At 27.6% G+C, this 21,023-nt stretch carries 20 protein-coding genes; 7 read left to right on the top strand and 13 right to left on the bottom strand.

Annotated features, from left to right (window positions below; translation table 11 throughout):
* Window positions 1–11: 11 nt before the first annotated feature.
* The 4 genes from lgt to BMUR_RS08945 form a co-directional block, all read right to left on the bottom strand.
* A complete protein-coding gene (gene lgt, locus BMUR_RS08960; RefSeq protein ID WP_013114250.1) occupies window positions 12–962 on the bottom strand; it encodes a prolipoprotein diacylglyceryl transferase in 951 nt (316 codons plus the stop codon).
* A gap of 117 nt (window positions 963–1,079) precedes the next feature.
* Complete coding sequence (locus BMUR_RS08955) at window positions 1,080–1,640, bottom strand: hypothetical protein (protein ID WP_013114249.1); 561 nt, start codon at window positions 1,638–1,640, stop codon at window positions 1,080–1,082.
* A gap of 27 nt (window positions 1,641–1,667) precedes the next feature.
* Window positions 1,668–2,918, bottom strand: coding sequence for an AAA family ATPase (locus BMUR_RS08950; protein WP_013114248.1), 1,251 nt, complete (start codon window positions 2,916–2,918; stop codon window positions 1,668–1,670).
* Window positions 2,919–2,982: 64 nt separating this feature from the next.
* Complete coding sequence (locus BMUR_RS08945; RefSeq protein WP_013114247.1) at window positions 2,983–3,705, bottom strand: HEAT repeat domain-containing protein; 723 nt, start codon at window positions 3,703–3,705, stop codon at window positions 2,983–2,985.
* 483 nt (window positions 3,706–4,188) lie between these two features.
* On the opposite strand from BMUR_RS08945, the gene BMUR_RS08940 reads away from it, so the two are divergent.
* Both BMUR_RS08940 and BMUR_RS08935 read left to right on the top strand, forming a co-directional pair.
* A complete protein-coding gene (locus tag BMUR_RS08940; protein ID WP_013114246.1) occupies window positions 4,189–4,473 on the top strand; it encodes a hypothetical protein in 285 nt (94 codons plus the stop codon).
* A 23-nt stretch (window positions 4,474–4,496) separates the two neighbouring features.
* The gene (locus BMUR_RS08935; protein ID WP_013114245.1) at window positions 4,497–5,855 is read left to right on the top strand and encodes a tetratricopeptide repeat protein; all 1,359 of its coding nucleotides are present in this window, start codon (window positions 4,497–4,499) and stop codon (window positions 5,853–5,855) included.
* A gap of 85 nt (window positions 5,856–5,940) precedes the next feature.
* On the opposite strand, the gene BMUR_RS08930 is transcribed toward BMUR_RS08935, so the two are convergent.
* The 3 genes from BMUR_RS08930 to BMUR_RS08920 all read right to left on the bottom strand — a co-directional run bounded on the left by BMUR_RS08930 (window position 5,941) and on the right by BMUR_RS08920 (window position 9,000).
* A complete protein-coding gene (locus BMUR_RS08930) occupies window positions 5,941–6,642 on the bottom strand; it encodes a hypothetical protein (protein ID WP_013114244.1) in 702 nt (233 codons plus the stop codon).
* Window positions 6,643–6,837: 195 nt separating this feature from the next.
* Window positions 6,838–7,764, bottom strand: coding sequence for a 1-phosphofructokinase (gene pfkB, locus BMUR_RS08925; protein ID WP_013114243.1), 927 nt, complete (start codon window positions 7,762–7,764; stop codon window positions 6,838–6,840).
* Window positions 7,765–8,013: 249 nt separating this feature from the next.
* On the bottom strand, window positions 8,014–9,000 hold the full coding sequence (locus BMUR_RS08920) for an aldo/keto reductase (protein ID WP_013114242.1): 987 nt from the start codon (window positions 8,998–9,000) through the stop codon (window positions 8,014–8,016).
* Between the two features lie 180 nt (window positions 9,001–9,180).
* Here BMUR_RS08920 and BMUR_RS08915 point away from each other — a divergent pair, with 180 nt between their 5' ends.
* Window positions 9,181–9,705 carry a hypothetical protein gene (locus tag BMUR_RS08915; protein ID WP_013114241.1) on the top strand — a complete coding sequence of 175 codons (525 nt, stop codon included), beginning with the start codon at window positions 9,181–9,183 and terminating at the stop codon, window positions 9,703–9,705.
* Window positions 9,706–9,791: 86 nt separating this feature from the next.
* Here BMUR_RS08915 and BMUR_RS08910 read toward each other — a convergent pair whose 3' ends face one another.
* The 4 genes from BMUR_RS08910 to BMUR_RS08895 form a co-directional block, all read right to left on the bottom strand.
* A complete protein-coding gene (locus BMUR_RS08910; RefSeq protein WP_013114240.1) occupies window positions 9,792–10,217 on the bottom strand; it encodes a hypothetical protein in 426 nt (141 codons plus the stop codon).
* 140 nt (window positions 10,218–10,357) lie between these two features.
* Window positions 10,358–10,762 (bottom strand): PepSY-like domain-containing protein, encoded by a 405-nt coding sequence (locus BMUR_RS08905; protein WP_013114239.1) that lies wholly within the window; start codon window positions 10,760–10,762, stop codon window positions 10,358–10,360.
* 72 nt (window positions 10,763–10,834) lie between these two features.
* A complete protein-coding gene (locus tag BMUR_RS08900; protein ID WP_013114238.1) occupies window positions 10,835–11,947 on the bottom strand; it encodes a hypothetical protein in 1,113 nt (370 codons plus the stop codon).
* 219 nt (window positions 11,948–12,166) lie between these two features.
* Entirely contained in the window at window positions 12,167–14,011 is a 1,845-nt protein-coding gene (locus BMUR_RS08895; protein WP_013114237.1) for a methyl-accepting chemotaxis protein, read from the bottom strand.
* Window positions 14,012–14,307: 296 nt separating this feature from the next.
* Between BMUR_RS08895 and BMUR_RS08890 the strand changes: the two genes are divergently transcribed.
* From BMUR_RS08890 to BMUR_RS08875, 4 genes are all read left to right on the top strand, one after another.
* Window positions 14,308–15,342: a 2-oxoacid:acceptor oxidoreductase family protein gene (locus BMUR_RS08890; protein ID WP_013114236.1), complete on the top strand. Its 1,035-nt coding sequence runs from the start codon at window positions 14,308–14,310 to the stop codon at window positions 15,340–15,342.
* A 14-nt stretch (window positions 15,343–15,356) separates the two neighbouring features.
* Window positions 15,357–17,621 carry a thiamine pyrophosphate-dependent enzyme gene (locus BMUR_RS08885; RefSeq protein WP_013114235.1) on the top strand — a complete coding sequence of 755 codons (2,265 nt, stop codon included), beginning with the start codon at window positions 15,357–15,359 and terminating at the stop codon, window positions 17,619–17,621.
* 89 nt (window positions 17,622–17,710) lie between these two features.
* Window positions 17,711–17,992 carry a hypothetical protein gene (locus BMUR_RS08880; protein ID WP_041750002.1) on the top strand — a complete coding sequence of 94 codons (282 nt, stop codon included), beginning with the start codon at window positions 17,711–17,713 and terminating at the stop codon, window positions 17,990–17,992.
* A 32-nt stretch (window positions 17,993–18,024) separates the two neighbouring features.
* Window positions 18,025–18,684 carry a hypothetical protein gene (locus BMUR_RS08875; protein WP_041750001.1) on the top strand — a complete coding sequence of 220 codons (660 nt, stop codon included), beginning with the start codon at window positions 18,025–18,027 and terminating at the stop codon, window positions 18,682–18,684.
* Between the two features lie 190 nt (window positions 18,685–18,874).
* Here BMUR_RS08875 and BMUR_RS08870 read toward each other — a convergent pair whose 3' ends face one another.
* Entirely contained in the window at window positions 18,875–20,008 is a 1,134-nt protein-coding gene (locus BMUR_RS08870; protein ID WP_013114234.1) for a pyridoxal phosphate-dependent aminotransferase, read from the bottom strand.
* A gap of 278 nt (window positions 20,009–20,286) precedes the next feature.
* Complete coding sequence (locus BMUR_RS08865) at window positions 20,287–20,928, bottom strand: hypothetical protein (RefSeq protein WP_013114233.1); 642 nt, start codon at window positions 20,926–20,928, stop codon at window positions 20,287–20,289.
* Window positions 20,929–21,023 lie beyond the last annotated feature (95 nt).

Here is a 21,023-nt window from a genome sequence, read left to right as displayed (position 1 = left end):
CTATCATAAATTTATTTCTTTTTATTCTTTTTTGCTTCTTTTGTATTCACTTCAAGTGCTGCATTATTATCTTTGTTATCTTTTCTTGTGTAAATATATATAAGCATAACAGCCCCTATTATCACCATAGGCACAGAATAAATAGCACCTGCAGTAATTGGTCCTACAGTCCATTCTGTAATATCTCGTGCGAACTGTTCTATTAAAGTTCTGAAAAGCCCGTAAAGCAAAATCCATACCCAAAGTCTTGTACCAGGTCTTATTTTTTTATTTTTCTCGCTTAAATATCCTATTAAAAAAGAAACGAGAGCAAGAACAATCCCTTCAAGAAAAGCCTCATATAACTGCGAAGGGTGTCTAGGTTCAGTATAAGGTCTTATAGCCTCAAACATAGAAGCCCATCTTTCATAACCGCCAACCGCATCATACAATGGAAATTTCATGCCTAAAAAAGAATCTGTAACTCGTCCGTAAAGTTCGGCATTCATAAAGTTGCCAATCCTTCCAAAAAATAAACATAAACTCGCAGGAAGAGTTCCGTTATCTGTAATATTATAAAAATCATATTTATACTTTTTGCTGAATATAAATAATGCTATAAACATACCTATAAATCCGCCATGAAATGACATTCCAGCAAAACCAGTAAAAGTAAATCCGTTATCAATATTAATACCTATTATCTCCCAAGGCGTTAAAAAACTCTTTGGCGAGTAAAAAAGAAAATAACCTATTCTAGCTCCTACTATAGCACCAACAGCAGCATAAAAAACCATATCATATATACCGCCGTTTTTTTCATCAGCATTAAATTTTATCCAGCCTCTTTTTTTCACAAAATATAAAACTATACATGAAGTTACAATACCTACTATATACATAAGTCCGTACCATCTTATAGCCCCTAATATAGGTATGCTTGGCGGAAATACGAACGGAGTAAAAAATTCAGGATAAGTCATATGTTTTCCTTTACTTTATTATATTATTTTTTATAATAACCTATAATCTATAATTAATGTAATTTTTTAATATAGGATAATACATTGAAATGATTAATCTATCAAGTGTAAACAACCTCATTTATTAAACTTATTAACAAATTTATTTTTAAACTCATTTTCACTATAAAAATTAATATCTTTTAATAAAAAACCTTTTAATTTTAATACACCGCCATATAATTTAGTCTTTTTATTTGCCCTCTGCTGAAAATGATTATTAAAACTCAATTTTCCATGTTTTTTTATATTATAAATCAATATATATTCGATACTTGATTTTGAAAACTCTACTATACTATTTATATATTTATGTCCGTCATTATATTTAATATCTGATAATATAAATAAACTGTCATATATTTTTGTTTTTATATTATCTTCATCAATTTTTCCATTTTTAAACTCTAAAAAATACAAATGGCTGCTATCTGCAATATATAAACAATCATTAGAAGCAGGTAAATAACTCAGGCATTTTTCTTCTTTATAAGACTTTGCTGTATTATCAAAATTTATAACAGTTAGTTCACTATCTGTCATATAATAATTATTATCAGTATCTGAAGAAGTATTTTTAAGTGTATCTATATTATTTTTTAATATATCAGGCAGACTATCTATTATATCTTGTTTCATAATAAAAAATTACTTTATAAAAAATTATTATTTAAAACTATTTTGCAAATCTTCCAGCTTCTCTATAGGCTGAGCCATTATATTATATATATCTTCTATACTGTCATTTACCAATTTAAAAACGGAATGCTTATTTTCTATATCTGCCAAATAATAATTAGTTTTTTCCTCTATGCCATGTGATTTAGAATACATTTCTATAGCTTCTAAAAAATAAGGGCTATGAGTTGTTATTAAAATATATATGTTAAACTCTTTTTGTAAAAGCACTATTATTTCAGCATATAAAAGCTGCCATTTTGGGTGAAGATGTATTTCGGGTTCATCTAATATTAGTATATCATCTTCTTTTAATGCATTTCTTTCTAAAAGCATTTTTATAATAGCAAAAGATTTTAGTCCAGCTGATAAATTATGTACGGATATAGGCTCATAAAAAAAATCTTCTTCCAAATAAAAGTCTTTATCTTTTTCTACAATTTTACCATTTACTGCATATGATAATTTATCATATATATTCTTTAATTTTTCTTCTGCTAAAATTTTATCTAATGTATTTTGCCTTTCTGAATGCAGTATATTATTGATTAAATGTGATTCTGATATAGACAAAGAATAGAAATAATCATTTCTGTCAAAAATAAAAGGATTATCTATAAAATATATATTTCTGTCATAATGATAATTTAAATTTGTTTCTATAAATTCATCATCTTTGAATTTAAAACATAAATCTAATATATTAATTTCTGCTATAGTATTTCTTTCTATTCTGCTATTTATTTGATTATTAAACATTTCATTGAAATATTTTTCTATTTTTTCATAAGCTATTTTTTCATCTGATATATTAATATATTCCTCTATTTTTTTAGATGATTTTTTTATATAATCAATTATATTTTTATCTTTTAAATCTATATATCCTTTTAAATTATCTATTAGAATATCATATATATTTTTTTTAGACTTAATGTAGATAGAATATAAATTATCTGACATATCATCTAATTTATATTCTAATGATCCATATTCTTCATAATTATTAATTTTATATTCCACCAATAGATCATGTAAATTACACAATTCTTTTTGTACAGAAAATTCTCTATCTAAATATATTTCTTTTTCAAGATTATTAAATGAATTAAAACAAGAAAATAAAACTTTTCCTACTGTGGTTTTGCCTGTATTATTTTCGCCTGCTATTATAGTAATACCGTCTATATTTATTTCTGCTTCTTTTATTCTGGCAAAATTTTTTATAGTTAATTTCATTTATATACCCTAAAAAATAGTAAAAGTTTTTTTATTATATCATTTAATAGATTTTTTTAAATATTTATTTTCTATTTAAAATATTCAAAGACCTCATAGCTTCCCAAAATAAAATATCTTCATAACCATATTTACTGATAAAACTATTTAATATATCTCTGCTTTTTTCTAAATTAAATGCTGATAAACAAGTTAAGCACTTCCATATAAGAAGTTTATCATCTTTATATTTGTTTATTAGATTAATTATATACTCAATATTTTTTTCATTTTGTAAAGTTTCATTATAAAAACACATATATCCAAAAGAATCTATTGCCTCATAAATCTTTAGTAAATCATCGCTTTGTAAAACCTCTATTAATGCAGGTACAATATAAGCATTCATCTTTGCTAAAATTCTAGCTATTATATCTCTAGGCAGAGGATATGATTTTTTTGATGATACTTTTTTCGGCAATTTTTTATACTGATTATTGCCAATTTTTCCTAGATATTCAGCCATCTTTCTAGCTGTATCAATATTCCCCGCTTCAAGAGTCTCACATATAGCTATCTTAGTATATAGACTATCTTCTTCAAACAAGCGAAATAATAAATAATCTGCCGCCTTATCGGCATAATATTTTAAATTAATAGCTGCTGATGTTCTTACTGAAGCATCATTATCGTTTAAACAATATATAAGTTCTTTTAATGATTTATCTCTAAGAGAAATAATATCTTCTTCTAATGGAAGACCTCTGTTTTTAAGTTTGTCCAAATCAGATTTTAAATCATGCTTCATAGCAAATATAATATTAAATTTTTAATAAATATGCAAGAAAAGTAAGAAAAATTTTAATTAATCGGTTACATAAATAGAAAAACAGTATACATAAACAAATACAAACTTGTCAAAAATAAATTCATATTTTGTTTTTAATATCATAGTTAAGAAAAAGTCTGTATTTTATACTGAATATAAAATATAATTAGTGCGATTTAGTATTACTTTACACTCTCCCTAAACTGAAACTTTTACAAATTCCAAAAGAAGTAAATTTAAGTATAACATGTGAGGCTTAATTGAATGAAAAATATGAAAAACTTAAAATTTCAGTAAAATGCTTGTAAATGTTTTTTTTTACTAAAAATTAATAAAAACCATACGAAATTTTATAGTATTTTTTAAGAAATTTTAATAAATTATATTTTACAAGCTGAAATTTGATGAAATTTATTGCAAATTTTCAGCTATATTTTATAATTTTATAGAGGTATTAATCTTATGCTCGAAAAGGTAAAAGATTTTTATAAAACAAAGAAAATTTTATTCTTCGCCATTATTTTTGTCTGGGTTTTATTAACTATCCTATTAGGAATATTAATAGGCTCCTGTTCAAAGCCGAAAGTTATACCATTAACTCCGGAAGAAGAAAACTCAAAAGCTATTAATATTATTAAAGAAGACGAAGAAAAAATTTTAAAAGGGGAAATGCTTTCTACAAAAAACAACTTGGATTTCGATGAGCTTAAATACTCAAGGAATTACACAGAAAGCCGAAAAAAATAATACTAACTTTTAGGAGATGACTTATGCGTGTTTTTTTATGCTCTAGTATGTTACTTATGTTTACTATTTTCCAAGCAGTATTTGCTCAGGAAACAATCACTGTTAAGCCGGACGATAAAGTAGTAACTAATGAAACAGTTTCTGCCCGTGTTAAAGGCGGACCTTTAGAAAAAGACCTAGTAAAAACTGTAGATTTATCAGAAAATACCCTCTTTTCTATAAAACTAAATGCTACAAATTTCGACAGATATATACGTATAACAAGCTACTCTACTAATTTGGACTTTGTAAGATTTACAAGAGATAAAACTAATGCTTTCTTAACATTCAGAACTTTAACTGCTGGAATAGGAAAATTAGACTTCCAAGTAGATAATGAAGAAAATATAATAAGAAAATATTTCTATACTATAAATGTAACTAATAGTCAGGGAATAGCTGCTATGGAAACTAATGCCATATTAGAACCTGATAACGAAACTATGACAAATGATACAATATCTACTAATACTGTATCTACTAACACAGCTATGACTAACGAAGTATCTGCTAATACTATGTCTACTAATACAGCTATGACAAATGATACAATATCTACCAATACTGTATCTACTAATACAACTATGACTAATGAAGCTAATACTACTAATCAAAACAATACTGCTTCTACTAATCAGCAGTCATCTGTTATAAAAAAACCTTCTGTTATTAGAGAAAATACTCAGGCTAAAGCACCTGTTGAATCTAATCCGGAAACTATAGCTCTATTCAAATCTGCAGAAGATTTAAAAAATATCAAAGATTATAATAATGCTGTTAGCACTTACAGCAATGTAATAAGCCAATACCCTAAATCAAAATATTCTGTTTACAGCTATTTTAGAATAGGTGATATTTATAATCAAAATAAAGACTATAACAATGCTTTTGATATGTATAAACAGGCATCTTCTTTAGAAAATGCTAATAATAATGAAAAAGCAGCAGCTCTTTATTCTATGGGGGTTGTAAAAAAATCAGAAAATAAACATGATGAGGCTATTGCTTATTTTAATGATGTTATGAATAAATATTCTTCTACTTCTATGTATGGAAATGCAGCTTATGAGATTGCTGACAGCTTAAAAACATTAGGAAGAATATCTGATGCTGCTCCTATATTAGAGAAATCTTTAGAAGGAAATAATAAGTTTTCAAAACGCGGAGATGCTATACTTCTTTTAGCTGAAGTATATGAAAAAGGCGATAATAATACAAGAGATTTTGATAAAGCATATCAAACTTACAATCAGTATTTAGCTGAATACCCTACTTCTTCTAAAGCTAAATATGCTAATGACAGAAAAAATTTCTTATACCGCAATGCTGTTAATTTAAGATAACAACTATATTTTTTAATAAAGCAAATAATTAAGCCCATTAAGAACTATATCTTAATGGGCTTTATATTGATAAAAATAATAAATTTTATATTACATCATATTTAATATCATCTATCAAATAAATATTTTCTTTATGATTAGTTTTATCTGTTTGTTTACCTTCATTGTAAATTTCATCAGTTTGTTTCTGTGAATCTGAATTATTCTGCTGATTTACTATAATTGATTCTATTTCTGATTTATAATTTTCTAATATAGTATCATCAAAATTGGCAGTAAGAATAAGTTCTTTTAATCTATTTAAATCATAAACATAAGTATATGTGTGCCTTACATTATCAATATTTTCAAAAGCCCTTACAGCCAAAACATTATGTGATAAAAGCTCTTTTAATAATATGATACTCTTCTCAGAAGATGCTTCCTTATCATAGGATAAGGAATAAAATTCTGTTTCTCCGTATTTATTTAATATATTTGTTCTAGGCTCATTTTTATCCAAACGATATACAATAGTTATTTTATCTTCATTATTAAATCTTTTTTTAAATACAATAGAAGGCGTATATAGGTTTATATTAATAGAGTTTTTATCAATTTTTATCATCAAGGTATTGAAATTTAAGCTGTTTTCTTCCTGTTTTTTAATAAAAATAGATATCTCTTTATCATCTGTTATTGGGTCTGTCTTTTCAACTAAATACCACTCATTTATACTATAATACTCTCCATAAAGTACAAAAGAGTTAATAACAATTACCACAGCTATTATAATTTTTTTTATCATATTATTTATTACTCCGCCTTTACAATCTTAATATATATTATGATTGTTTTATCATTAAATCAATAAGAAATACATATAATATAATTTTTTTTTACACTTTTAGTTTACATAACACAGAAAATAGTTTACATATTAAAATAAAAAGAGCAGAAAACTTATATTTAGCTTTCTGCTCTATAAAATAAACTTATAATTTTACTGCAAATTAATCTTTTTTACTTCTACTTTATCAAGCAAATTATTCATACTTTCAAATGTTGCAAGCCCTTCACTAAAAGCAGTAGCAGTTCCTGAAGCTATAGCATACTTGTAAGCATCAATTATACTTAAATTTTGGCTTATTCCATATACAATACCTGCCACCATAGCATCACCAGCACCCACAGAACTTACAAGCTCTCCATCTGGAGCATTTCCTATATATGCCTCATCTTTATTAACTATAATAGAGCCTTCCTTCCCTAATGATACTATAACATTTTCGCTTCCGTCTTTTACTAATTGCTGAGCATAAACAATTATATCATATACAGAACGTATATCCTTTCCAAAATACTCTGACAATTCTTTTTTATTAGGCTTAGTAAGAAAAACTTTTTCTTTCACTGCTATTTTAAAAGCATTCTCTCTTGAATCTACTATTACTCTTACATTATTTTTTGATTTTGTTTTGTTTATAATATCTTTATAAATATCTTCTTTTACAGAGCTAGGCACACTTCCAGAAAGCACTAATATATCATTATCTGCTATATTATCAATAATAGAGAGTAATGCTTCTATATTTTTCTCAAGTATTTTAGGAGATTTCCCCATTATTTCTGTTTCTTTTTTTTCAGTTTTTATTTTTACATTTATCCTAGTATCTTCTTCAAGTAAAATAAAATTATCTTTAATTCCATACTTATTTAAATCCGCTCTTATATACTCTCCAGTAAATCCTCCGCAAAATCCTAAAGCCATAGATTCAATACCAAAATTTTTTAATACTTTAGAAACATTTATCCCTTTTCCTCCCGCCAAAGTATATGAATTATTTACTTTGTTTAGTTCACCTTCTTCCAATTTATTCATATCCATATAGTAATCCACAGCAGGATTTAATGTTACAGTGTAAATCATAAAGAACTCCTATTATTTTATTTTGCTTAATATTATAGATTATACAAAAAAATAAAAAAATCAAATAAAAAATTTATTATATAAACTAATATACATTCTCAAATTTCATAATTATAATATTATAATACTTCATGCTCCAATAAAAAATAATAGCAGTTTATAATTAAAATGTTTAAAATATCCAGCTGTTATAATTTTATTGCAGCGGCTAAAATATAATTATACAAATAATAAAGTTATCAAAAAACACTAAAGAGTAATGTCATCAATAATTCTTATCTCTTCATCAGTTAAATTCATTTTATTAATTATTTTTAAATTTTCTATAATTTGACTAGGTTTTGATGCTCCTATTAACACACTTGTGATTTCTTCATCTTTCAAAACCCATCTTAAAGCCATTTGTGCTAATGATTCCCCTCTTTTTAATGCCAAATCATTAAGATCTTTTATTTGCTCTAATTTTTTTCTTGTTATGGCATCGCGTTTTAAATACCTTCCGTCTGCAGCTATTCTGCTGTCATCAGGTATGCCGTTTAAATATTTATCTGTCAATAAACCTTGTGCCAATGGACTGTATGCTATTATACCTTTTCCTAATTTTTTGGATTTTAATTTGAGACCGTTATTTTCTATTGTTCTGTCAAATATAGAGTATCTGTTTTGATTAATAATAAAAGGTACATTTGCTAAATAAAATAATTTTGAAGCCTTTTCTAAATTAGCTCCGTCATAATTGGAAAGCCCTGCATACAATGCTTTTCCGCTTTTTACTATTCTTGTTAATGCCTCTATAGTTTCCTCTAAAGGAGTTTCAGGGTCCATTCTATGATGATAAAATATATCAACATATTCTAAATTGAGTCTTTTTAAACTTTGATTAATACTTGCTATGAGATATTTTTTACTTCCCCAGTTTCCGTATGGTCCTTCCCACATGTCATATCCTGCTTTTGTGCTTATAATAAGTTCATCTCTATATTTAGATAATCCGTCATTTAATATTTTACCCATACTAATTTCAGCAGAACCGTAAGGAGGTCCGTAATTATTTGCCAAATCAAAATGAGTAATACCATTATCAAATGCTGTTTTAATCATTTCTTTCATATTGCTGTATCCGCATTCAGCACCAAAATTATGCCAAAGTCCTAATGATATTATAGGAAGTTTTAATCCGCTTTTTCCGCATCTGCTGTATATCATACTATCATATCTGCTTTCAGAAATTTGCATTTTGAATCCTTTACAAAAAATATTTTATGATTTTGAATAATATTTGTTTATACATATTAAGTATAGATTTATTATGACATTATTCAAGTATAAAATGTAAAAATTATTTTAATTTTACTAAAATAATTTCCGATATTAGAATAGTTCATAATTTTATATAAAGCGGTAAGCGGAGGCATCATGTTTAAGAGAGTTTTTATTGCTATTGGTTTGATGATTATAATGATTGGGTGCGAAACTATTAAGCCAAAAAATGATAATAATAATACAGTAAAGGAAGATAAAAAAGAAGAAACAGTTACTAGAGAAGAAACTCCAAAAATGAAAGTTACAGTTTACGGGGCGGACAAAGAAATACAGGCCGTAGAGCTTAATGATAAAGTTTATTATGTTTTGGGCGGAAAAGATGTTGAAAACATGACAGAACAGGAAATAAAAAGTTCATCTATATCGGCACCTTTAAAAGTAACAGAAGAAACTGTAAACGGTACTAAAGGTATAATTGTAACATATTATGACGTTAAAGTATTTTTAGGAAAAAGAACAGGAACAGGCACCACAGTAGGAATATTTGAGCCGCAAAAAAATGCTTGGACCACAGGTGATGATATAGACAGAAGTCAGGCTATACAGATAAAATTATCAAGAGGCATAGCAGGTCCTATAGATATAAAAAGAGGAAGCATATCTTTAGCATTTAATTAATTTTTAAGAATAATATTTGAAATTTCAACACTGCTTTTATTTTTTATAAAAAGCAGTGTTTTTTTATATTATTTATAATAATAAAATTATTTATTTGTGTATAATTCGTATAATTTGCTTGCTACTAAATCTATTTGGTATGGAGTACTGTTTATTTCAAATGCATATAAGTCCCATCTGTAAGGATCTATTATTTGAAATTGTATTATATACTCGTTTGTATTGTATCTTCCTATAATATCTATATAACGCATATAATCATCTTCAGCTATGAAGTCATGCCATTCTACAGTATTAAACGGAGATATAAGTTCTTCTATTTTTATGTTAGGATATGATGTAAATGAGCTGGATTTTATTAAATCAATAGCATTAAATTCTCTGCTTTTAATATCTATTATATTATTTGCATCTTCTTTAATATTTAATCTATACTGTCTGCTCTCTTTTTTTGTATTGCAGGAAAGAACAAATAATAAGGTTATTATTGATATAATATAAACTTTATTCATTTTAAAAATCCGATACTTATAATTGAATATATTATCGGACTTAATAATATTTTTTTTATACATTATAAAAGTCATTTAATTGTAAGCTATCATTATACTTTTGCAGATTTATAAAACTTTTTATACTATATATAATCAATTTATTTAATATTTCCCTCAAAATCTATAGTGATTTTTTTTCTATTTTTAAATTGAATCTTATAGTCTTTGCTTCTTTTTTGAATTTGTATAACTTTTTCATTAGGGAATTGCTTTTTTACTGTATTTTTAACTTTATCTTCAACATATTCTATAGATATTTCATCGCCTCCCCCGCTTATAGTTTTCCATTCTCCGCTTCCATTAACATATATTTTTAAGCCGCCTTTAAATATAAGTGTATAGCTTCCTCCGGTTTCAGTAGCTCTAAATAAGTAATAATCAGCAAAATAAGTATCAGCAAATGTTATAGCAGCTCTAGGAACTTCACTCATAGCAACTGATGCTGCAAAAATATATGATGATATTATAAGCAATATTAATACAGTATATACAGTTCTTTTCATTTTTATATCCCCCTTAATATAAAAAATTATTTTCAGTATATTATACACTATAAAAAATATAGTTACAAGTTTTTATAATTTTGCACTTCCTGCTATATAATATCTTCCGTCAGTAGAGCCTTGGAAACCAAGATTAAATTCAGCAGGACCGGCTTTGAACTTACCGAATACAGCATATTCTAAATAAACCTTAGCTTCTCTGTCTTTTATATGCACCATTTCTCTCAAAGCAATGTTTAACATATACCATTCAAAACCCTGTTCCAAACGTATATAATGAGCATCATTTTCTCTCCAAGTGTATTCAGCAATAGCATTAAGCCAAATAGTTTCATTCATAAGCGGAAATCTGAATGTAGCAGAAGCCTGAACAAGAGAATCAAATAAAGATATATGATAATTTTCAGGTTCTCTTCTGTTTTCATGTTCATAAAGAAATCTGAACTCAATATTCGGTATATTAAATCTAAATAAAAATGCTTTAGGAATACTATGTCTGAAATCTCCCTGAGAATATGCAAGTTCATAATGATTGCCGATAAATCCAACTCTTATACCGGGTCCGTTTAATACTTGAGGTATATAATAGTCTGGAGTATCAATATTAGCAGGGTTTAAAGTAGTGTCATAATAGTGAGGCATTAACATAAAAGTAGTAGTATTTATATCAAAAGCAGCTCTTCCTCTAGCAGAAACTAATATTCTATCAACAAATATAGCCTGTACTCCACCGTCATAAAGCCCTGCATTTCCTTTTATATATCCGTATTTTGTGTCTGGGTTATGAGTATCAAAATATCCGAATGCTGTTATAAAACCAGTAAATTGTATATAATCATTATGGAATGTTTGACCAATAGTAGCAAATGTATCTCTCATATTAAAAGTATTTGTAAGTATGGCATATGAAAAAGTTGTAGTTAAATGAAATTCTAATGGGTATTTTTGAAAGAAACTTAAATTAGTATCATTAGGATTTGGCAAAGTTCTTTTATAATCATCTCTAAAATAATCCGGCTTTATATATTGCGGAAGTTCATTGTTACCTTCTCTTCCTATAAACATATCAAATGCATTTGGAAGCGGCGGCATTATAGCATTTGTATATTTTGATTGAGCATTTAAAACATAAGAAGATAATAAAATTATTATAACTGATGTTATTATTGTGATATTGTTTTTCATAAATAATCCTAAAATAAAATTATCAAAATAAAGATTTTTTGGAAAGATAAATATAAAAAATGCATGTATAGCATGTATAAAAAGTTATTTTTATCATATACTTACAATTTTTATTAGCAATAATAATAATTTAAAACGTGCAAAAAGTAAAGATTTTATTAACTATAAAATAACTATAGTCAATAAAATCTTTTACATAAAATATTAAAAAATGATTATTTAGTCCATTTTAAAGAAAGTCATAATCTGTTTTAGATTTTGAGCCTGTTCTAATAGTTCTTTAGCAGATGTACTGGTTTCATCAACTAAAGAAGCATTTTGCTGAGTAATACCATCTATCTTTGATACTGCAATATTTACCTGATCTACTCCAGTCTGCTGTTCTACTGCTGTAGTACTTATTTCCTGCATTATTTTTGCAGTGCTTTCTATTTTTGATTGTATATCATCAAATATCTTTTGTGATTCTCTGGCTGTTTCTGCAGATTTATTAATCTTATCGTATATATTTTCTATAAGCAAAGTTATATCTTTAGCAGAAGCCTGAGAGTTTTGAGCCAAGTTTCTTACCTCGCTTGCTACTACAGCAAAACCTCTTCCCTGATCACCTGCCCGTGCTGCCTCTACTGAAGCATTAAGAGCAAGTATATTAGTCTGAAATGCAATGTCTTCTATAGTTTTAGTAATATTTTTTATTTTTTCACTTGCTTCATAAACTTCTTCTATATTTTTAGTAGTTTCGGCAATTACATTAGCACCATTTTCAACTGCATCCCTAGAAGCCATCATCATATCATTTCCTTCAACAGAATGCGAAGCAGATGATTTTATAGTAGAAGCCATCTCTTCTATAGCAGATGAAGTCTCTTCAAGACTAGCAGCTTGAGCTTCTGTTCTTGAAGATAAGTCATCACTTCCATTAGTAAGAGTTAAAGCTGCATTATTTATTTTTTCTGAAGTATCATTAACTTCATTAATTATTTTTGATAAAGCATCTCTCATATGCTTAAATGAATAAGCAATATCACCTATTTCATTTTTCTTAAATCTAAATTGTCTAAGTATAAATTTACCTTCAGACATCTCTTCAGCTTCTTCAACGAGTATCTTTAGAGGGCTCATTAAGTTCCTTATATACAAGAAACCTACTACAAAACTTAATATAATTCCTACAACCCCTATTACAATACCTACTTTTAATATTCTTGAGCTTTCCTGTTCTATAAAGCTAAGAGGCATAGAGAAAGCTACTTTCCAAGGCTGATTTTTAATACTTGTATACAAGCATACTTTAGTCATACCGTCATTTTGGAATTCCAATTTTCCTTCTGTATTATTAACAATTGTTTTTACTTCTACAGGAGCAAGTTTTCCAACCTCGCTAGGCACATTATGCATTACAAGCAAAGTATCTTTATTAAATACCCATAATCTTATCCAATGAGTAAGAACCTCTCCTGCAGTTTCAGATACTTCATCTATAACTTTCTGCCAGTCTAATACTACTAATAATCCTCCTAAGTAACTATTATCAGTCCTTGAAGTTATTGGAGATATAATAACAGTAATCCACTTTCCATCAGAGTCTTTATATATAGAATCTGATAGAGTAGGCTTTTTTACAGCATCATATTTTCTCCATAAATCAGAGTATAAACTAGATACATTTTTTCCTACATCGGTATTATTACCTTCGGAGTTATTCATTATTGTTCCGTCTTTTTCTAGCAATGCCAAACTTTTTACATACGGATTTTTAGCAGACATTAATTTTAATACAGAAAGCATATTAGCTTCATCTTCCGCATTTCTATTTTGCATATAGTTTATAACAAATGTAAAAGATGAATACGTGTCTGATAATATTAATTGATTTTCAACTAATGAATCAAAAAATGTAGAGTATCCTTTTATAGTAGTTGCAAATCCATTGTATGAAGCATCGTCTATTGCTTTGCTTGACATTTTTAATAAAGTAAAAATGGATACAAAAAGAAGAACTGCTATAAAAATATTTACGACTATTGGAATTTGTACAGATAAGCTGTTAAATCTCTTTTTCATAAGATAATCCTTATTTATATATGGGCTTATTTCTTTGAATAGTATAACTATTAGTATATTATTTTAAATATGTAATGTCAAATTATTTTCATATTTTTATACGTATATATAGTATTTTTTGTTTTAAATAATATTTTTTTTGGAAAAAAATACATTGTATAGTAAAATAACTATAATGAATTTGACTTTTATCTTTTTTGTAGTACAATATATAAACGTTGACAGTATATTAAAATTTATACTTTTAATGTTATTCCCAAAATCTCATTTTAATTTAAATAAAGGAGAAAAAAATCGTGAAACTCCCAAAAGTCAATGATTTAGGCTTTTTCGAGATACGTCTCGAAAGTATCGGTGGAATGGGTGCTAATAGTGCAGGTAAAATGCTTGCAGAAGTAGGCGTTTTATCACAAGGTTTCTATGGTGCTGCATTCTCTAGCTATGGTTCAGAAAAAAAAGGTTCACCTGTTAAATCTTTTGTAAGATTCTCAGAAGAAGAAGTTAGAGTGAACTCTACTGTAGAAGAACCACATGTTGTGGCAGTATTCCACATGAATCTTCTTAAAAACCCACTTACTTTAGCTGGTGTTAAAGAAGATGCTATTGTTATCTTCAATACTAATAAAACTCCTGATGAAGCAAGAGACTTTGCTAAATTACATGGCGGTAAAGTAGTTTGTGTTGATGCTATAAAAATCGCTAATGATTTAAAACTTCCTTCTCAGGCAGCTAATACTATCATAATGGGTGCTATGGTTAATCAGCTTGATTTTATAGATTCTGCTAAATTTGAAGAGCAAATCAGAAAACAATTCGGCGGAAGAAAAGCTGAATTAGTAGAACCTAATATTGAAGCTTTCAGAAAAGGCGGAAGCGAATCTGTAGTTAAAGATTTCCCTGCAGACGGAAAATATCCTTATATACCTTATAAAAAACCAGAACCTGTTTATGGTAAAAACAACCAATTGACAGGCGGTTATATAAGTGCCGCTGGCAACTCTACTCTAAAAGATTTACAAGTAACTCGTACAGGTCATATTCCAGTATTCAATCCTAAAAACTGTATTGACTGTGCTAACTGTGAAGTTGTTTGTCCAGACCTTTGTATAGTTTGGGAAAAAGGACCAGACAGAAAAGATGCAAGCAAAATAGCTATGAATATGATGGGTATTGATTATCAATATTGTAAAGGCTGCTTAAAATGCGTAAGAGCTTGTCCTAAAGGACCTTATGCTGCTAAACAATATCCTAAAGAAGAACAAGCTTTAAGAATTGAAGTAGAAGCAGAATGCAATGTACCAGAACTTACATACAGTCGTTATAAAAAATAATAAGGAGCGAATAAATGGCTAATAAATATAATCTTGCTGAACAAGAAAACATACTTGAAAGTGGTAATGAATTAGCAGCCATTGCAGCCGCTCAAATCAATTATCACGTTATGGGTTATTACCCAATTACGCCTTCTACTCAGATTGCTGAGTACTTAGACGAAATGAAAGCTAACGGAAGACACACAGTATGCATGATACCTGGTGATGGTGAACATGGTGCTGCAGGTATATGTTACGGTGCTGCTACTGCAGGAGGAAGAGTATTTAATGCTACTTCTGCTAACGGTCTTCTTTTTGCTATGGAGCAATTACCTGTACAATCAGGTACTAGATTCCCTATGGTATTAAATGTTGTAAACAGAACAGTTTCTGGTCCGCTAGACATTAAATGTGACCAATCCGACATAATGATGGCTCTTAACACTGGTTGGATTATCATTATGGCTCATACTACTCAAATGGTTTATGACTTCAATATCTTTGCTTTGAAAATCGCTGAAAGAGCTAAATTACCTATTATAGTTTCTTCTGACGGTTTCTTTACTTCTCACCAAAAGAAAAAAATTCACCTATTCAAAAATGATAAAGATGTTCAGGATTTCTTAGGTAAATATACTCCAGAAGTTACTTCTGTTGAACCTGGAAAAAATCCTGTTACAATCGGACCTTACATGAATGAAGATGAATTAACAGGAAGTAAATTACAGCTTTCTCAAGCTTTAGAAGATGCTCGTGCTATAATTTTAGATGTATTTGAAGAGTTTGCTTCTTTCTCTGGAAGAAAATACTCTCCTATAGAAACTTACAATATGGAAGATGCTGAAGTAGCTTTAATGCTTTGCGGTTCTGCTTATGAAACTGGTACTTTGGCTGTTGATGAAATGAGAAAAGCTAATCCTAATCTTAAAATTGGTGCTTTTGCTATTACTCAAATTCGTCCTTTCCCAGAAAAAGAATTACAAAAATTACTTGCTAATGTTAAAGTAGTTGTTGTAGGAGACAGACAAGATTCATACTCTGGTATGGGCGGTAATATGTCTACCGAAATCAGAGCTGCTCTTAAAAATGATCCTAATAACAAATCTTCTATCGTTAGCAGAGTTTATGGTCTTGGCGGTACTGAGTTTACTTTGGAAAAAGCTAAAGAATTATTCGATTTAGGTTTGAAAGAATTAGCTAATCCAGGTTCTGTAGAAAAACATTCTTACTTAGAACAATATATGGGCGATCCTAATGTTAAAATGAAACCTATACATGAACCTCTTACTTTGGAAAGCCAAAAATCCGGCATCACTGTTACTATGAATGAACAAACTCATAAACTTGAAGTTAAAACTCCTCCTCTTAGAGAATTAACTGGTAAAGCTTATCGTTATGCTCAAGGTCATGGTGCTTGTAACGGCTGCGGTATTTTCTCTGGTATCAATACTTTCATGAAAGGTATAGAAGGCGAAGTTGTTCTTTTGGTACATACTGGTTGTTCTATGGTTGTTACTACAGGTTATCCTTACAGCTCTTACAGAACTACTTATGTTCACAACTTGTTCCAAAATGGTGCTGCTACTCTTTCTGGTATAGTAGAAATGTATCATGAAAGAAAAAGAAGAGGTGAAATCGAAGGACCAGAAGATCCTACTTTCATAATGGTTACTGGAGACGGCGGTCATGACATAGGTATGGGACCTTCTATTGGTGCTGCTATAAGAAATCACAAAATGATTATATTAGAATATGATAATGAAGGATACATGAACACTGGTAACCAATTATCATTCTCTACTCCATTGGGACACAGAACTTCTACTTCTAACGTTGGTAAAGCTGAAGTTGGTAAACAATTCAACCACAAAGATGTAGCTCAAATATTTGCTGGATGTCATATCCCTTATGTTGCTACCGGCTGTGAAGCTTATCCATTAGATTTAGTTAAAAAAGCTGCTAAAGCTCAATGGTATGCTAACCATCATGGTACTGCTTTTGTTAAACTTCTTATTGCTTGTCCATTAAACTGGAAATCTCCAGATGACATGGGTAAAGATGTTATCAAAGCTGCTGTTGACTGCTGTTTCTTCCCATTGTATGAAATAGAACATGGTATCACTACTATCACTAATATGGTAGCTGATGATAAAAAACAGCCTGTTACTGAATGGCTTAAAATGATGGGTAAAACTAAACACCTTCTTAAACATCAAGACTTACTTGATGCATTCCAAAAAGAAGTTGATAGAAGATGGTATCGCTTAAAAGCTATGCATGAAAGTCCTCTTCTATAATTAGTTAAAGCTAAGAATTAGAATAAAAAATAAAAACGGCCGCTTGCTTTTATAGTAGGCGGTCTTTATTTTAATAAAGGAATATATATATGCTGCATTATATACATTATATAGATTATAATAATACCGGTGATACTTTATGCGGATATTATAATTTTTTTCAAGAATTGTATAAATACAACATTCATATACATAATATTACAAATATTAACTTTGATATTATAAAAAAATCAGATACTGTTATTATAGGAGGCGGCGGATTATTAGATAATTGTGAGCTATTTAATTATAATATAAATAAAGTATTAGATTTATCTGATAATGTTATATTTTGGTCATTAGGTTTTCATAAAAGACCATATGAAAAATAAATGAAAATATTAGATTAGATAGAGTTAAATTATTGTCAATTAGAGACTATAATCATGAATCTAAAGTAAGATATATACCTTGTGCTACTTGTATGATACCATATTTTGATAACAATTATAGATTAATTAAAAGAGATATTGGAGTAATAAAACATTTATCATTTAAAAAGGTGTTTAATGAATATGAAACTATAGAAAATTGTGATAGCATAGAAAGTATTATTAATTTTATATTAACTTCAAATATAATATTAACAAATTCTTATCATGCTGCATATTGGGCAACATTGATGAAAAAAAAAGTAATTGTATATGGAAAATTTGCAAATAAGTTTGATTATTTGAAATACAAACCAGTAGAATATTCAGGAAATATATTAAATGATATAGATAGATGCAATATATATAAAGATGCTTTGTCTGAATCAAGAGAATTGACAATAAATTATTTTAAAGAGATTAAGATGTTTTTAAACAATGCAGAAAAAAAATATTATAATGTAGGCTATGAGGAAATAGATATAATGAAAGATAATATTTATTTTATTAGCAATAGAAATATTTCAATAAATAATAGTTTAAACAGATTATCAAATTTTATAAAAAAAGCGATTGACAAGATAGTATGGTTTATTCCAATCAAAAAATATAGAGATGGACTAAGAAATCGTATACTTAATACAATAAGATAATTTTAATTTATTTATATCAAAAAAGTATGTATTAGTTTACTTATAAATAAAAAATTATTAATTATAAAATGAATGCATATTAATTCACTATTAAATAGTATTATTTTTTTATATTTTCTTAAATATTTAGTTTTTAAAAAATAAAAAGCAAAGTATATAATATATATACACTTTGCTTTAATAATATTTATTATTTAGTTATGAACTCTTTTATTTTTTTAGCAGCTTCTTTTAATAAAGGTATATCCTGAGTTAAAGCTATTCTAAAATAATTTTCACTTCCGAAAGCAACACCCGGTACTACAGCAACTCCTGTATTATCTAAAAGCTTAAGAGAAAAATCGAGTGAAGGCTCATTTGAAAATTTAGAATAGCCTACAAATAAATAAAATGCTCCTCTCGGCTCTATCACATCAAATCCTAAATCGTTTAATTCTTTGGCTAAGAAGAAGGCACGTTCTTTATAAATATCTCTGAAACTCTCTATTATAGGATAGTTTTCTAAAGCATACTCTGCTATAGCACATGAAAGAGAAACCATACTTCCTACATTGTTAAAGCTTGCATTAACTATATATTTTCTTACTTCTTCAGGTGCTATACTGTATCCTATTCTCCAGCCAGTCATAGAATGCGATTTTGAAAAACCATTTAATACTATAACTTTGTCTTTTATTGAAGGATATGAAGCAAATGATGTAAAAGGATAAAATGATATAGCAGAATATATTTCATCAGCTATAATAAAAATATCTTTTTTCTCAAAGTATTTTACAAGCTCATCCATCTCCTCTTTTTTTAGCATATATCCGGAAGGATTGCCCGGATTGCTGAATAGTATAGCTTTAGTTTTATTAGTAATAACTCTTTCTATATTTTCTGGCTTTAATACCAAATGATCATCTCTAGTATCCAAAAATACTGGCTTACCGTAAGAAAGTTTTACAGCCTGCTCATAAGGAGAGAAAAATGGAGTAGGTATTATAACTTCATCATCTATATTAAGTATAGTTCTAAATACTGATGATATACCTTCCATAGATCCTATATGCATAGTAACATTATTAGCATTAACATCAGAGCCGTAATATTTATTATAGTGCTTTGCAACTAAACTTCTTAAATGCTCGCTTCCGCCAGACTGAGTATAAGTTAGAGCATGTGTTTGAGCATACTGACAGCCGTAATCAATAAGTTCTTTTGGAGGCATTAAGTCTGGTTCGCCTATCGTAAGCATTATAGCATTTTCTTTTTTTTGTGCTTTTTCTGTAAGTTCCCTTATAAGAGAGTAAGGTACTTGAAGTATATTTTTATTGAGTTCCATAACTTTCTCCATAGGTATTTTTTTAATTAATATATTCGATATTCAGATATAATATTATATACAATAATATTATATATAATAATCTATATATTTTACCAAAAATATTTAATTTGTCAATTTTTATTATAAAAAAGTTTAACTATTTTTAGATTATGATTTTCTAAGCCCACCAACACTCCCAATAATAATTATAATGCAATAAAAAAAGGTGCCAACTTTATTTAAGTAAGCACCTTAATTAATTTATATTTTTTATTTAATTATCATTAACTTGTTTATTATCTATTCTCAAAGAAAAATCCAAAACTAAACATTAAACCTACTGAATGATATTGTTTAGTACTATGGTATGAAAATAGACTATTCATATCATTAACATTAAAAATCATATTCTCATAGTAAAAATGAATACCTGCAATAAAATCTGTTTTCTCAGTTTCAAAAAATTTTCTTTCAAATGATAATCTTATATAAGGAGATATAGGAACTGATTTATAATCTGTATTTATTAAAGGATTAAACTGTACTCCTGAAGATATACCTACAAGAAAATTTTGATTGTTTTTACTTAAATCAAATTTTAAAGCAAGCCCTGTATATATTCCCAAAGAAGTTACTCTATTAATTAAAGATGTATTCTTATCAATTACAGATATCATATGTTCATTAATACCAAAATCAAATAAAAGATCTATACCGCTTAATAAGTTAATATCACTTAATTTAAATCCGTAACCTATTTGAAAATTTATATCTAATCTTGGATCTAATAATACGCTGTTATAATTTCTTGTTTCAGCTATATTTATATCTGCACCAAGTCTAGGACTAATTCCAAATTTAAAATTGGCAAAAAGATTAAAAGAAAATAATATCAATAATATAAATATAAAAATTATTTTTCTTTTTATAATAATCATATATTAATCCTCATAAATATTAAATATATATTTATAACTTATATATTTTTATATTTGTAAAAAATAATTATAAACCAATATGTTTTAAGAAAAAA

The organism is Brachyspira murdochii DSM 12563 (genome assembly GCF_000092845.1).
GTDB classification, from domain to species: domain Bacteria; phylum Spirochaetota; class Brachyspiria; order Brachyspirales; family Brachyspiraceae; genus Brachyspira; species Brachyspira murdochii.
This window is presented reverse-complemented; position numbering and strand designations above follow the sequence as displayed.